Source organism: Klebsiella sp. WOUb02 (genome assembly GCF_050058015.1).
In the GTDB taxonomy this organism is placed as follows: domain Bacteria; phylum Pseudomonadota; class Gammaproteobacteria; order Enterobacterales; family Enterobacteriaceae; genus Klebsiella.
The window spans coordinates 2,221,692-2,235,971 of sequence record NZ_CP170110.1; the positions used below are offsets into that span (position 1 = coordinate 2,221,692).

At 62.9% G+C, this 14,280-nt stretch carries 11 protein-coding genes and 2 pseudogenes; 9 read left to right on the forward strand and 4 right to left on the reverse strand.

The window, feature by feature from the left end; translation table 11 throughout:
• Positions 1 to 6 precede the first annotated feature (6 nt).
• From ABOC21_RS17690 to ABOC21_RS17705, 4 genes are read left to right on the forward strand one after another with little or no spacing between them, the layout of a single operon-like run.
• Positions 7 to 1,512 carry a sugar ABC transporter ATP-binding protein gene (locus tag ABOC21_RS17690; protein WP_426815525.1) on the forward strand — a complete coding sequence of 502 codons (1,506 nt, stop codon included), beginning with the start codon at positions 7 to 9 and terminating at the stop codon, positions 1,510 to 1,512.
• Positions 1,509 to 2,498 carry an ABC transporter permease gene (locus ABOC21_RS17695; RefSeq protein WP_426812713.1) on the forward strand — a complete coding sequence of 330 codons (990 nt, stop codon included), beginning with the start codon at positions 1,509 to 1,511 and terminating at the stop codon, positions 2,496 to 2,498. The genes ABOC21_RS17690 and ABOC21_RS17695 overlap by 4 nt, the downstream gene beginning before the upstream one ends.
• Complete coding sequence (locus ABOC21_RS17700; protein ID WP_426812714.1) at positions 2,495 to 3,496, forward strand: ABC transporter permease; 1,002 nt, start codon at positions 2,495 to 2,497, stop codon at positions 3,494 to 3,496. The genes ABOC21_RS17695 and ABOC21_RS17700 overlap by 4 nt, the downstream gene beginning before the upstream one ends.
• A 10-nt stretch (positions 3,497 to 3,506) precedes the next feature.
• On the forward strand, positions 3,507 to 4,451 hold the full coding sequence (locus tag ABOC21_RS17705; protein ID WP_426812715.1) for a carbohydrate kinase family protein: 945 nt from the start codon (positions 3,507 to 3,509) through the stop codon (positions 4,449 to 4,451).
• 15 nt (positions 4,452 to 4,466) lie between these two features.
• On the opposite strand, the gene ABOC21_RS17710 is transcribed toward ABOC21_RS17705, so the two are convergent.
• The 3 genes and pseudogenes from ABOC21_RS17710 to ABOC21_RS17720 all read right to left on the reverse strand — a co-directional run bounded on the left by ABOC21_RS17710 (position 4,467) and on the right by ABOC21_RS17720 (position 7,625).
• A complete protein-coding gene (locus ABOC21_RS17710) occupies positions 4,467 to 5,495 on the reverse strand; it encodes a 2-hydroxyacid dehydrogenase (protein ID WP_426812716.1) in 1,029 nt (342 codons plus the stop codon).
• A pseudogene (locus ABOC21_RS17715) lies at positions 5,492 to 6,988 on the reverse strand (FGGY-family carbohydrate kinase). Before ABOC21_RS17715 ends, ABOC21_RS17710 begins: the two are co-directional and overlap by 4 nt.
• Before the next feature lie 25 nt (positions 6,989 to 7,013).
• Positions 7,014 to 7,625, reverse strand: a complete 612-nt coding sequence (locus tag ABOC21_RS17720; protein ID WP_426812717.1) for a methylthioribulose 1-phosphate dehydratase — start codon at positions 7,623 to 7,625, stop codon at positions 7,014 to 7,016.
• Positions 7,626 to 7,732: 107 nt separating this feature from the next.
• Between ABOC21_RS17720 and ABOC21_RS17725 the strand changes: the two genes are divergently transcribed.
• The 4 genes from ABOC21_RS17725 to codA all read left to right on the forward strand — a co-directional run bounded on the left by ABOC21_RS17725 (position 7,733) and on the right by codA (position 11,915).
• Complete coding sequence (locus ABOC21_RS17725; RefSeq protein ID WP_426812718.1) at positions 7,733 to 8,047, forward strand: hypothetical protein; 315 nt, start codon at positions 7,733 to 7,735, stop codon at positions 8,045 to 8,047.
• Positions 8,048 to 8,164: 117 nt separating this feature from the next.
• A complete protein-coding gene (gene codB / locus ABOC21_RS17730; protein ID WP_426812719.1) occupies positions 8,165 to 9,427 on the forward strand; it encodes a cytosine permease in 1,263 nt (420 codons plus the stop codon).
• 2 nt (positions 9,428 to 9,429) lie between these two features.
• A complete protein-coding gene (locus ABOC21_RS17735; protein ID WP_426812720.1) occupies positions 9,430 to 10,665 on the forward strand; it encodes a PucR family transcriptional regulator in 1,236 nt (411 codons plus the stop codon).
• Complete coding sequence (gene codA / locus ABOC21_RS17740; RefSeq protein ID WP_426812721.1) at positions 10,662 to 11,915, forward strand: cytosine deaminase; 1,254 nt, start codon at positions 10,662 to 10,664, stop codon at positions 11,913 to 11,915. Before ABOC21_RS17735 ends, codA begins: the two co-directional genes overlap by 4 nt.
• On the opposite strand, the gene mtnA is transcribed toward codA, so the two are convergent.
• Positions 11,912 to 12,940: an S-methyl-5-thioribose-1-phosphate isomerase gene (mtnA, locus tag ABOC21_RS17745; protein ID WP_426812722.1), complete on the reverse strand. Its 1,029-nt coding sequence runs from the start codon at positions 12,938 to 12,940 to the stop codon at positions 11,912 to 11,914. The two genes, codA and mtnA, sit on opposite strands and share 4 nt — an antisense overlap.
• A gap of 102 nt (positions 12,941 to 13,042) precedes the next feature.
• Between mtnA and mtnK the strand changes: the two are divergent.
• A pseudogene (gene mtnK / locus ABOC21_RS17750) lies at positions 13,043 to 14,243 on the forward strand (S-methyl-5-thioribose kinase).
• Positions 14,244 to 14,280: the final 37 nt, after the last annotated feature.

The following is a 14,280-nucleotide window of genomic DNA, read 5'->3' on the forward strand; positions in this document are numbered from 1 at the left end:
CTGGTCATGAGCCAGATCGGCAAAAGCTTTGCCAACGTGACTGCATTAAATGCGGTCACGCTGCTTCTTAACCCCGGTGAAATTCACGGTCTGATCGGCGAAAACGGGGCGGGAAAATCCACCCTGATCAAGATCCTTGCCGGCGTGTACCAGGCCGATAGCGGCAGCGCCACCCTCGACGGCGCGGCGATCCCGTTCGGCAACCCTGCGGCCATTGAAGCAATGGGCATCCGCGTGATCCACCAGGAACTCAACCTGATTGCCCACTTCACGGTGGCGGAATCCGTTTTTCTCGGCCAGGAGTATCGCCACCGCTGGGGCGCGCTGGACAGAAAGCGCATGAACGCCGCCACCGAGGCCTTTTTCCGCGAGAGCTGGCAGCTGAGCATTAACCCGCGGCGGCTGATTCGCGATCTCAGCCTTGCCGAGCGCAAGCTGGTGCAAATCGCCCGGGCGCTGATCGACGGCGCCGCGAAGCTGGTGGTCTTTGATGAACCCACCGCGCCGCTGGAAGCGCAGGAGGCCAGCCTGGTCTCCTCGGCGATCCTGCGCCTGCGCGAGCAGGGGATCGCCATTCTCTATATTTCCCACTATCTGAACGAAATCGCCGCCCTCTGCGATCGCGGAACCGTGCTGCGCAACGGCGAGGTGGTGGGCTACCCTGACCGCTCGCTGCTGCAGGATACCGATGCGCTGATCAAAATGATGGTCGGCCGGGAAATAGAGCAGCTCTATACCCCGCGCCAGTCCGCGCCGCCTGAAGCCGACGCCAGCGCGCCGCTGCTGTCGGTGCGCGCGCTCGGCGACGGCCATCAGCTGCGCGACATTACCTTTGATATTCAGCCCGGAGAAATCGTCGGCGTCGCCGGCCTGCTGGGCGCCGGGCGGGACGTGCTGGTCGACCTTCTCTACGGCCTCAAGCGCGTGGATAGCGGCGTGATTAGCATCGACGGCCAGCCGAAGCGCATACGCACGCCGAAGCAGGCGATTCGCGCCGGCATGGCGCTGGTGCCCCGCGACCGCCGTCATCAGGGGCTAATCCTCCCCTTCACCACCGCCGATAACATTAATCTGGCCTCCCTGGCGGACACCGCCACCTTCGGCTGGGAACATCGAGGCCGGGCGCTGGAGAAAGCCCGCAGCTGGATTGAGCAGCTCTCTATCCGCCCCGGCCGCCCGGAGTTGCCGGTGCGGCTGATGAGCGGCGGCAACCAGCAAAAGGCGATTCTGGCCCGCTGGCTCGGCACCGATGCGCGGCTCTTTATTCTCGATGAACCGACCCTCGGGGTCGATATCGGCGCCCGCAGCGACATCTATCAGCGCACCCGTCAGCTGGCGGATCGCGGACGCGCGGTGCTGGTCTCCTCCAGCGATGCGCCGGAGCTGCTGGGACTATGCGATCGGATCCTCGTGATGTGGCGCGGCGAGCTGGTGGCCAATCTCACCACCCGTGGACTGACGCTCGACGCCCTGCTGGCAACGATTAACGGTGGACAGGAACAACAGCTATGAGTACGGATATCCAGCGCCGCGGCCTGCCGGGCATAACGACGCTTATCGAAAAATTTCCGCTGATTCTTTTCTTTGCCCTGCTGGTCTGGCTTAGCCTCCAGTCGCCCTTCTTTTTAAGCTGGCAGAATATCAGCATGATGCTGGTGCAGAGCGTGCCGCTGGCCATTCTCTGCTTCGGACTGGTTTGCGTGATTGCCGTCGGCGGCGATGACGTGGTCACCGGCGGGATCGACCTCTCGCTTCCCGCCATCGCGGTGCTCGGGGTCGCGCTTTTGAGCCTCGGCATGGTGGAGTGGCAGATGTCCTATCTGTGGCTGCTGCTCCTGCCGCTGGTGGTCTGCCTCGCCTGCGGGGCGATCAACGCCGGGCTGGTGCTGGTCGCCGGGCTGCCGCCGCTGCTGGCAACGCTCTCAACCTCCGTGGCCTTTACCGGCCTGACCGATTTGCTCACCGGCCAGCGGCGTATTGCGGTCAGCGATCCGCTGATGGTGGCTTTTCGCGACCAAGCGCTGCTCGGCATCCCCTGGCCGCTGATCTATCTGCTGGCGGTCTTCGTCCTGTTCCAGCTGCTGGTGCACCACTCGCGCTTCGGCCAGCATCTGCAGGCGGTCGGCGGCAACCGCGATATGGCGCAAATGAGCGGGCTTAACGTGCGCCGGCTGACGGTTTACGTCTGGCTGCTGGCCGGCATCGCCGCCGGTCTGGCGATCCTGCCGCTCTTAAGCCAGGGCTCGGGCAGCTCCAGCGGCACCGCCACGCCGCTGCTGCTGGAGACCGTGCTGGCGACCTTTATCGGCGCCGCCTTCTCGCGCCGGCGCGTCGTCACCATCTGGGGCGCGCTGCTTGGCGCGGTGCTGGTCAACGCCCTCTCCAACGGCCTTGGGCTGCTGGGGGTCAATATTTTCTGGATGGGCGCCATCAAAGGCATCCTGATCCTTATCGTGCTGGCGGCTTCTGCGGTCAGACATCACGGAGGCAATCAATGAGCCAGCTGACGCTCAAATCCTCATCGCCGCAGCAGACCGCCGGCGGCCCGCTGGCCTATCTGTCGCGGGCGGGCTTCGGCATTATCACTCTGCTGGCCATTGCTCTGTTCGGCTGGGCTAACCCGGTATTTCTCACCGTTGATAACTGGGCAAACCTGCTGCAGGGCAGCGCGATTCTGCTGATTGTGGCGATGGCGATGACCCTTATCGTCAGCGCCGGGGCCATCGATCTCTCGGTTGGCGTCGCCCTCGACTTTGGCGCCGCCTTTGCGCTGGTGGCCCTGAAAACCTGGCACCTGCCGTGGCAGGCCGCGGTGGGCTATGCCCTGCTCGGCGGGGCGATCATCGGTCTGCTGAACGCCTTTCTGATCCTGATTTGCCGGATCCGTCCGTTCCTTGCCACCCTCGGGACCTGGTTTATTGCCAGCAGCGTGGAGCGGATCTATACCGACGGCGGCGGCTCGATCGCCTATCGCCGGATGGCGCCGGAGTACCACGATCTGGCGGTGGGGAATATCGCCGGTATTCCGACGCCGGTGGTTATCGTGCTGGCGCTGTGGCTGGTTGCCTGGCTGATTACCGAGCGCACGATCTTCGGCAAGTACGTTCGCGCCATTGGCCAAAACGGGGAAGCGGCGCGGATCGCCGGGATCCGCGATCGGCTGACCATGCTGTGGGTGCTGGTCGCGGCCTCAGCGCTGTGCGCCATCGGCGGCGTGATCCTCTCCGCTAACCTGCGGCAGTTTACGCCGCTGGCCGGCCAGTCCTATCTGATGGATGCGATTGCCGCCGTCTTCATCGGCACCGCCTTTAACCGCCAGGGGCGGGCCAGCATCGCCGGTACCCTCGGCGGGGTGCTGTTCCTCGCCATCATTGATAACGGCCTGAACCTGATGGGTCTTAACTACCTGGTTAAAGACGCGCTGGTCGGCGTCATTCTGGTGGTCGCGCTGGCCCTCTCTTTCTGGCAGGCGCGTCTGCGTCAGCAGCATCGTTAACGGAGTATCTATGGCAGCCTTTGACGCCGTTTTTGTCGGCCTGACGATCCTTGATATCGCCGGTTGCCCGGTTCTCGACATCCCGCCCCGCGGCGGGGTGGCCTTTATCGAACAAATTCGCCTGAACCCCGCGGGCACCGCCGCCGGAGCGAATATCAACGCCGCGAAGCTCGGCGTTCGCACCGCCGCCGTCGCCTGTCTTGGCCACGATGAAAAAGCCGATTTTATTCTCGCCAGCTACGCGCGCCTGGGGATCGACTGCTCGCTGATCCAGCGCACGACGCAAAAGGAGACTTCGGCAACGATCCTGCCTATCCGCCCGAACGGCGAGCGGCCCGCGCTGCACTGCCGCGGCGCCTCGGATGCGCTGTTTGTCAGCGAAGAGGCCTTTGCCTCGATTCTCGACTGTCGCTTCCTGCATCACGGCGGCACGGGTCTGCTGGCGGCGATGGATCAGGGTCAGAGCGCGCGGCTGCTGACGGCGGCCAGGGCGCGCGGCGTCACCACCAGCTTCGACCTGATCGCCCCTGACGAACGAACCCTGGAGCTGCTGCGCCCGCTGCTGCCGTCGGTAGACTACTTTATGCCCTCGCTGGAGGAGGCCGCCTATCTGTCGGGACGCAGCGAGCCCGCCGAAATCGCCCGTTTCTTCTTCGACCTCGGCGTGGGCACCTGTATTTTGAAAGACGGCGCCAACGGCTCCTGGCTGCTGACTCGTGACGGTCGCGTCGAGCATATCGCCCCGTGGCGCGTAGAGGCGGTGGATACCACCGGCTGCGGCGATAGCTACTGCGGCGGCTTTATTGCCGCGCTGGCCCGCGGGTTGAACGAAAAAGAGGCCTGCGAAGTGGCGTCGGCCGTGGCGGCGCTGGTCGCCACCGGCCTGGGATCGGATGCGGGCGTGATCGACTGGGATCACACCCTGGCGTTTATGGCCGCGAATCGGGCCGGATAGCCCGCGGCCCCGCGCTTAGCGCCACTGGTATAGCAGCGGCTCGCCGGCGACGTAGCGCTGGAGATCGGCGGCAATCATCGCCGTATGCTTGCTGATGCTTTCGCGGGTCGCGCCGGCAATATGCGGCGTAATAATCACGTTAGCAAACTCGGTGACAAACGGGTGATCGCGCCACAGGGGTTCGCGATGATAAACGTCCAGCGCCGCGCCGCCCAGCGGTCCGTGGCGCAGAGCGTGAATAAGCGCCTCCTCGTCAACCACCGCCGCGCGGGAAGTATTAATCAGCAGCGCGCCGGGCTTCATGCTGTTCAGCAGCGGCGCGTTTACCAGGCCGTCGCTGCCGGCGCCGCTGCTCAGATGCAGGCTGACGATATCCGCCTCGCGGAACAGCGCTTCGAGCGTGGTTTTCCGCAGCCCCGGCTCGTTGATATCCTCGCCCGCCACGAACGGGTCCACCACCAGCACCGCCATACCGAACGCGCGGGCGATACGCGCCACCCGGCGACCAATATTACCGTAGCCAATCAGCCCCAGCGTTTTATTGCGCAGCTCGCTGCCTTTAAACACTTCGTAAGGGCTCTGCGGGCTCACGTCCCACACCACGTCGCGGCGCAGCCCGGCCTGAGTGACCGCCGCCGCATTGTCGGCGTTGGTAAACTCGCCGCGCTTCAGCGCCGCGTGCGCCTGCGGGATATGCCGCGCCAGGCTCAGCATCAGCCCAAGCGTCAACTCCGCCGCGGCGTCGGCGTTGCGGCCCGGCGTGTAGAGCACGCGAATGTCGCGCGCCGCGGCGGCTTTAACGTCGATATTCACCGGATTGGCGCGGGTACAGGCAATCACCTTCAGACGCGGGCAGGCGGCGATCACCTCTTCCGTCACGTCATCGTAGCTGGTCACCAGCACTTCGGCATCGTGGGCCAGATCGATCAGCTGGCCGGCGCTGAGCTTCGGTTTACCCAGCGCCCATCCCTCCACCCGCAGCTCGCCCAGTTGCTGGAACGCGGTGAGATCGCCGGAGTGTTCGGCGGTAAATACAATTTTCATTGGTCTGATTCCTGAGAAATACGTTGAAGCGCCTCCTGCCGGGCCTGCCAGACGAGCAACAGACTGTTCGCGCAGCAGGCGATAAACCGGATAGAGCGCGGCGTAGCGGGCGTGCGCCCGCGGATCTGGCTGATAGCGCGTCTGCTCCAGTGCGGGTCGTGCGAGAGTCCGTTAACGCTACGGGCAGCCAGAATCGCCGCCCCGCGGGCGCTGAGTTCGTTAAAAGTGCTGGAGACCACCGTTCTGCCGCTGCAGTCGGCAATAATCTGTAACCAGGTCGCGGAGGCCGCGCCGCCGCCGGTCAGATACAGTTCGCCGCCCTGCGGATAGCCCTGCAGCGAGTCGACGATGGCGTATGCCAGCCCTTCAAACACCGCCCGCTGCAGCTCGGCGCGGGTGGTATGCTGGCTGATGCCAAAATAGCCGGCTCGCGCATCCGGGCTATAGAACGGCGCGCGTTCGCCGTTCAGATAGGGCTGCCAGAACACGCCCCCGCTGCCCGGCTCGACGTCGGCAATCGCCCGCTCAAGCTGCTGGAGATCCGGGCTCAGGGAGATATGCTGCTGCAGCCAGTCGATATTCGGCGTTCCGGCCTGCATCGGGAAGAGGTTAATAAAGCTCCCCGCTTCGGTATGGGTGACGTAGCGCGTTCCTTCGTTCACCGTCTGACGACCGTGACAGACGATGCCGGTACAGCAGGTGGTGCCGAGGATCGTATAGATATCGCCGTCATTCACCGCGCCGCAGCCGAGCGCCGCGCTGCACACGTCGAGCGCGCCGGCGGCCACCGGCGTACCGGCCGCCAGCCCGGTCAGCTCCGCCACCTCGTCGCGCAGAACGCCGGCCTGCGCATCCGGCGCCAGCAGCGGCGGGAAGAGATGCTGCAGATCGGCAAGCCCCATTTCATTCAGCACCACCGCCGACAGCTCCCCGCTCTGCTGATTGAGCAGCGAGGTGCTGGCATCGGTGATATCCAGCGCCGCGACGCCGGTGAGACGAAAACGGATCCAGTCTTTAGCAAAAAACAGATAGCGCGCCGCCGCCAGCCGCTCCGGCTGATAATGCCGGAGCCAGCATAGCTGCATGCTGGTATTGCACGGCTGCAGATGGGTGCCGGTCTCGGCAAAAAAGCGGCGATCGAAGCCCGGGCGGCGCAGCAGATCGCTCATCAGCTCCCGGCTGCGGGTATCGCTCCACAGGATCCCCGGCCCGACCGGCTCGCCTTCGGCATCGCTTAGCCACACCCCTTCGCCCTGCCCGGCAAGGCCAATGGCTCTTAAGCGCCCGCCCTGCAGCTCCGGGCGTTGCGCAATCTGGCGCAAAATAGCGATGACCGACTGCCACAGCTGCGCCATATCCTGCTCGGCGTAGCCGTTAGCCGACAGACGCGGCCCGGTACTCTCCGCCGCGCTGGCCCGCGCCTGAAAATGCTCATCAAACAGCACCGCCTTGACCCGCGAGGTGCCGATATCGATACCCAGATAAAAATCCATGCCTGATCCGATCGCTTAGTGAAAATTAGTCGCGCTCGTAGCGGCGACGCATCAGCTCGCACTCGAACAGGAATTCCAGACCTTCCAGCTGACGACGCGCCTCGTTAATATCTTTCCCCCAGCAGGTCAGACCGTGGCCGCGCAGCAGGAAGCCGTAGCGCAGCGGGCGGGTTTGCGCATAGTCTTCGATGCGCGCCGCCAGGGCGTCGATATCCTGATCGTTATCGAAAATCGCTACCGGGACGGTGTCGAGATGGCTGTGCTGGCCGGTCAGCGTTTTCTGCATTTCGTAGCCCTGCAGCGCCAGCGTCCCGCTCTTCTCGATGCGCGACAGCACCGTCGCGTTGACGGTATGGACGTGCAGCACGACGTTAGCTTCGGGGAACAGGCGATAGACCAGGGTATGCAGCCCGGTTTCCGCCGAGGGCTTGCGCCCGGAAGGCGCGGTATTGCTGGCAATATCCACCTGCAGAAAATCGTCGCTGGTCAAGCTGCCCTTATCGCGTCCCGACTCGCTGAGCCAGCACCAGGTCTCATCCTGGCGCACGGACATATTGCCGCCGGTCGCCGGCGCCCAGCCCTTCGCGCCGATCCAATGACAGGTGGTGACCAGTTGCGCGAGTCTCTCTTGCCACATAGCAGTTCCTTAGTTTAGCGATGGTATTTGGCCCGAGCGCCGCGGAGGCGGCTGTGACGCAAAATGGCAGACAGACTCGCCCGGGACAAGATTATTTAGCCGTCTAAATGGCTATTTATCCGATACTAACACCGCCTGCCCGGCTGAACAATATTTCAGGAAAGGCTTACATTAAGAATGGTTATATCAGAAACGAATATGAAATTACCGTTTTTAACAGCGATACAACTGAACGTTTTCATGACGCCAATATTACCCGCTGCCGGTCGCTAAAAAGACGGGGGATCGTTCTGCGTTCAGCTTGCGTAAATTTCAGCGCCGGCGATAGCGACCGCCCGCGATGGCAAAGACCGAACGGCTGCCCCACGCTGGTGCAAAACTTTGCACCATGCACACCATTCTGGCAAAACGGCGCCGTTTAACGCCTTTTTATGTGCATACTGCCCACCCCAATATGTTCCCGTTGCCCCGCTTTTTTTGGCACACCTCTTGCTACCCCTCTGCCATCGCCATTCGGGTGACCACTCAGAGGTTCCACTATGTCAAACAGCAACGATTTCCCGCTCGTCGAAGCGCCGGCCTCAGGGCGCAAGGGCCTGTTTTCAATCTCCATGGTTCTGTTCAGCTTTACCTTTTTTACCGGCACGATGTTCGCAGGCGGTAAGCTCGGCGTCTCCTTTTCCATCGTTAACCTGCTGTGGATTGCGGTTATCGGAAACTTTTTGCTGGCCCTGTACGCGGCGTCGCTCGGCTGGATTGCCGCCCGCAGCGGGCTGAACACCGTACTGATGGGGCGTTTTTGCTTCGGCGAGATCGGCAGCAGGCTCGCCGATTTTATTCTCGGTTTCGCCGAGCTGGGCTGGTACGCCTGGGGTACCGCCACGGTGGCTATTTCGCTGGTCAAAATACTCGCCCTGCCCGAGGCGATGACCATTCCGCTGATGGTGCTGTTCGGCATCCTGTTCTGCGTCACCGCGCTGGTGGGCTATAAGGGGCTGGATGCGCTATCAAGGGTTTCGGTCCCGCTGATGTTTATCCTGCTGGTGCTCTCGATGTACCTTGCCGCCCACCACGCCGGCGGCTGGCAGGCGATGACCAAAATCGAACCGGGCGAAACCATGACCTGGTCGGCGGCCATCACCATGGTATTTGGCACCTTCGCCAGCGGCGCGACCCAGGCGACGAACTGGACGCGGCTGGCTAACTCCAGCCGCACCGCCATCCTCGCCAGCATGGGCAGCTTCCTTATCGGTAACGGGTTGATGATTGTGGCCGGGGCCTGGTGCGCCATCGTTTATCAGCAGGCCGATATCGTGGAAGTGCTGATTTTGCAGGGGCTCTCCGTCGCCGCGGTGGTGATGCTGTGCCTCAATCTGCTGACGATTCAGGGGCCGACGATCTATAACGTTTCGGCCGCCGCCTGCCACCTGCTGCGCAGCGAACGCCGCCGGACCCTGACCGTTGTCGCCGCCGGCGTCGGCATTCTGCTGGCCATTGGCGGGATGTACGAAATGCTGATCCCGTTCCTGGTTCTGCTGGGCAGCATCATCCCGCCCATCGGCGGCGTGATCCTCGCCGACTACTGGTTTTATCGCGGCGGGAGCGATCCTCTGCTGCACACCGCGCGCTTACCGCGCTTCAACTGGCTGGGCCTGGGCGCCTATGCCGTCGGCGCGCTGGTGGCCTACCTGTCGCCGTGGGTTGCGCCGCTGGTCGGTATCTCCGTCTCCGCGCTGGTCTATATCGTCCTGACCCGCCTGAGCAAACGCCAGCCCGCGGCTGACGCGGCCGCGGAGCAGTAGCCATGAGCCTGACGGTCAGCGAAATCCTCGCGCTGGAGGGACTCTCGGCGATGCGGCTACGCGCGGGGCGGCAGGGGCTCCAGCTGGCGGTGCGCTGGTACTACGTCGCGGAAAATGAAAATATCGCCGAGTGGATCATGGGCGGTGAGCTGGTGTTTATCACCGGGATCAACCATCCCCGCAATGAAGAGAACCTGATCCATCTGCTGATGGAGGGCAAGCAGCGCGGGATCGCCGGCATGGTGATCCTCACCGGCGACGCCTATATCCAGACGATCCCGCCGCGGTTGATCGCCCTGGCCGACGAGCTGGGCATTCCGCTGATCGAACAGCCCTATCTGCTCAAAATGGTGATCGTCACCGAGCGCATCGGTACCGCGCTGGTGCGCAGCGAAAACGCGCTGCAGTCGCAGCGCGATATTCTGCTGCAGCTGTTAACCGGCGACTATCCCGACCTGCAAATCCTGCATCAACGCGCGCTTCATCAGCAGCTGGATTTTACCCGCCCGCTGCGGGTGGCGGCGCTGCGCCTTGAGGGTATTCAGCGCCTGTTTCGCCAGTTTCCGCCGGAGCAGGCCGAAGCCTGGCTGCAGCAGGCCCGTCGCACCGTGCGCCAGCGGTTGCAGCAGCAGCTTAACCAGCAGGACAACCCTTTCCCGCTGGTCGAGCGCAGCAATATGTTGCTGTTCCTGCTCCCGGGTGAGGAAGGCGAATTTTATCAGCAGAAAAAGTGGCTACAGCAGTGGCTGCTCCAGCTGGCGGAGGGCGATGACGGGCTGTCGCTGCTGTGCGGCCTCTCCGCGCCGGTGCAGGAGCTGCAGGGCTATCAGCGGGCGCTGTCGCAGGCGCGCCAGGCGCTGGATCTCAGCGATACCCTGCGCCCGGCTCAGCGCATCAGCGACTATCAGCAGCTGGGCTTTATCAAGCTGCTCTCCGCCGTCGGCGATCCGACGCTGCTGAGCGATTTTATGCACGACACCCTTGGCTGCCTGATCGAACCCGATCGCAAAAGCCCGTGGCTGCTGATGGAGACCCTGGAAACCCTGCTCCAGGAGAACGGCAACGTGATGAGGGCCGCCGAGCGGCTGGGCATTCACCGCAACACCCTGCATCAGCGTATCCAACGTATTGAAAAGCTGACCCGCTATCCGGTCAGCCATCCGCAGTTTCATCTCAACGCCTCGGTCGCCTTAGCGATCTGGCGTATGTCGCAAAACCATTTACGGGAACAACCATGAAAATTATCAACGCGCGCCTGCGCCATAAAGAAGCGCTCTATACCCTTGAGTTACAGGACGGCGTGATTAAAAGCATCGCCCCGCAGGCCGCCGTGCGGGCGGCTGACGCCAGCGATATCGACGCGCAGCAAAAGCTGGTTATCCCGCCGTTCGTCGAGCCGCATATCCATCTGGACGCCACCCTCACGGCGGGCGAGCCGGAGTGGAATATGAGCGGCACGCTGTTTGAGGGCATCACCCGCTGGAGCCAGCGTAAAGAGAGCGTCACGGTAGAAGATACCCGTCAGCGCGCGCTGAAGACCATCGGCATGCTGCGCGATAACGGCGTGCAGCACGTGCGCACCCACATTGATGTCACCGACCCTTCCCTGACGGCGCTGGAGGCGATGCTGGAGGTGAAAAAAGAGGCTGCCGATCTTATCGACCTGCAAATCGTCGCCTTCCCGCAGGAGGGGATCGAGTCGTTCCCCGGCGGACGAGAGCTGATGATCCGCGCCATTGAAATGGGCGCCGACGTGGTGGGCGGCATTCCGCACTACGAGAACACCCGCGACAAGGGCGTCAGCTCGCTGGTCTTTCTGATGGACCTGGCCCAGCGCCACGGCTGCCTGGTGGACGTGCACTGCGATGAAATCGATGACCCGCAGTCGCGCTTTCTCGAAGTGCTGGCGGAGGAAGCCCGGGTTCGCGGCATGGGCGCGCAGGTCACCGCCAGCCATACCTGCGCGATGGGTTCCTACGATAACGCCTATTGCTCGAAGCTGTTCCGCCTGCTCAAGGCCTCGGGCATCAACTTTATCTCCTGCCCCACCGAAAGCATTCACCTGCAGGGGCGCTTCGACGGCTGGCCGAAACGCCGCGGCGTGACGCGGGTAGCGGAGCTGGACCGCGCCGGGATTAACGTCTGCTTTGCCCAGGACTCCATTCAGGATCCGTGGTACCCGCTGGGCAACGGCAACATCATGCGCATCCTCGATGCCGGGCTGCACATCTGCCATATGCTGGGATATGAAGATTTGCAGCGCTGTCTCGATTTGATTACCGATAACAGCGCCCGGGCCCTGTGCCTCGGCGATAATTACGGTATCGCCGAAGGCCGCCCGGCGAACCTGCTGATCCTCGATGCGCAAAATGACTATGACGCCGTGCGGCGTCAGGCCAAAGTGCTGACCTCCATTCGCGGCGGCAAAATCATTCTGCAGCGCCAGCCGGAGCAGATCCGCTATCCGGCGCCAGACCCGCGCCGTTAGCCAATATTTGGCGCAAATGCCCCGGCCGCCACCTGCTCGCGGGTAACGACGCCGCTGTCCAGCACCCAGCCGCTGATTAATGCCGCCGGGGTGACGTCAAACGCCGGGTTATAAACCGAGGCATCCGCCGGCGCCCACTGCACCGCGCCGAAGCTGCCGGCCACGCCGGTTACTTCCGCCGCCGCGCGCTGTTCAATAGGAATGGCCTCGCCGTCCGGGCAGCCGCGGTCGAGCGTGGTTTGCGGCGCGGCGACATAGAACGGAATGCCGTGATATTTCGCCAGCACCGCCAGCGAATAGGTACCGATTTTGTTGGCCACGTCGCCGTTGGCGGCAATGCGATCGGCGCCAACCCACACCGCATCAACCTGCCCTTTAGCCATCAGGCTGGCGGCCATCGAATCAGTAATCAGCTGATAGGGCACCCCCAGCTCACCCAGCTCCCAGGCGGTCAGACGGCCGCCCTGCAGCAGCGGGCGGGTCTCGTCGACCCACACGTTCGCCACCAGGCCGCGCTGATGGGCCAGCGCGATCACCCCTAACGCCGTGCCCACCCCTGCGGTCGCCAGCCCGCCGGTGTTGCAGTGGGTCAGCAGGCGACTGCCCGCTTTAACCAGGCTGACGCCGGTTTCCGCGATGCTGGCGCACAGCTGCTTATCTTCAGCGATCAGGCGTAACGCTTCTTCTTCAAGAGCCGGAATATAGTTTTCTTTCGCCAGCGCCAGCTTCATGCGGTCGAGGTTATTCATCAGGTTGACCGCCGTCGGACGCGCGGCGCGCAGCGTATCCAGCGCCTGCGATAGCTCATCGCGGGTCAGGCCGCGCTGCGCCAGAAGGGCTAACAGCAGACTGGCAGAGAGACCGATTAACGGCGCGCCGCGCACCCGCAGAGCGTGAATATGGTCAACCAGTAACGAAACGTTATCTGCCGCCAGCCAGCGTTTTTCCTGCGGCAATGCCTGCTGGTCAAGAATAAAAAGCTGATTTTCGCTTACCCGCAGGCTGGTGGTCTGTAGTGTCTGCATGTCGTTAAATCCCTGTTGCGTTGTTGTATCACATTGTGTCAGGATGGAATCCAGAAGTATAGACGTCTGAACGGCTTAATCAGAACTTTGAGGATCGAGGCAATGTCGCAATACCATACCTTCACGGCCAGCGATGCGGTGGCTTATGCACAACAATTTGGCGGTCTCGACGACCCGTCGGAACTGGTGTCCGCGCAGGAAGTGGGTGACGGTAACCTCAACCTGGTATTTAAAATTTTTGATGCCGAGGGCGTGAGCCGCATTGTGGTGAAGCAGGCGCTGCCCTATGTCCGCTGCGTCGGAGAGTCCTGGCCGCTGACTCTCGATCGCGCCCGGCTCGAGGCGCAGACGCTGGTCAGCCACTATCAGCACTGCCCGCAGTACACGGTGAAAATTCACCATTTCGATCCCGAGCTGGCGGTGATGGTGATGGAAGATCTTTCCGATCACCGCATCTGGCGCGGCGAGCTTATCGCCAACGTTTACTATCCGCAGGCGGCGAGCCAGCTGGGCGAATACCTGGCCCAGGCGCTGTTCCATACCAGCGATTTTTATCTCCATCCCCACGATAAAAAAGCCCAGGTCGCGCGCTTTATTAACCCGGAGATGTGTGAAATAACCGAGGATCTGTTCTTCAACGACCCCTATCAGGTGCATGAACGCAACAGCTATCCGCCGGAGGCTGGAGGAGGATGTTGCCGCCCTGCGCCACGATAGCCAGCTCAGGCTGGCGGTGGCCTCGCTCAAGCACCGCTTCTTCTCGCAGGCGGAAGCGCTGCTGCACGGCGATATCCACAGCGGCTCCATTTTCGTTGCCGAAGGCAGCTTTAAAGCCATCGACGCCGAGTTCGGCTATTTCGGCCCGATTGGCTTTGATGTCGGCACCGCCATCGGCAACCTGCTGCTCAACTACTGCGGCCTGCCGGGCCATCTGGGCATTCGCGACGCCGCCGCCGCGCGCGAACAGCGCCTGAACGATATTCAGGCGCTGTGGACGACCTTTGCCGAACGCTTCCAGGCGCTGGCGGCGGAGAAGAGCCGCGATGCGGCGCTGGCGTACCCCGGCTATGCCTCGGCGTTCCTGAAAAAAGTGTGGGCGGATGCGATTGGCTTCTGCGGAACCGAGCTGATTCGCCGCAGCGTCGGCCTGTCGCACGTTGCCGATATCGACAGCATTGAGGATGAGGCCATGCGCCACGAGTGCCTGCGCCACGCGATTTCGCTCGGCAAAGCGCTGATCGTGATTGCCGAACGTATCGACAGCGTCGAGGATCTGATCGCCCGCATTCGCCAGTACGGCTAAGCCGTTCCCCGTCTGTTCCCGGGCAGCGCGCTGCCCG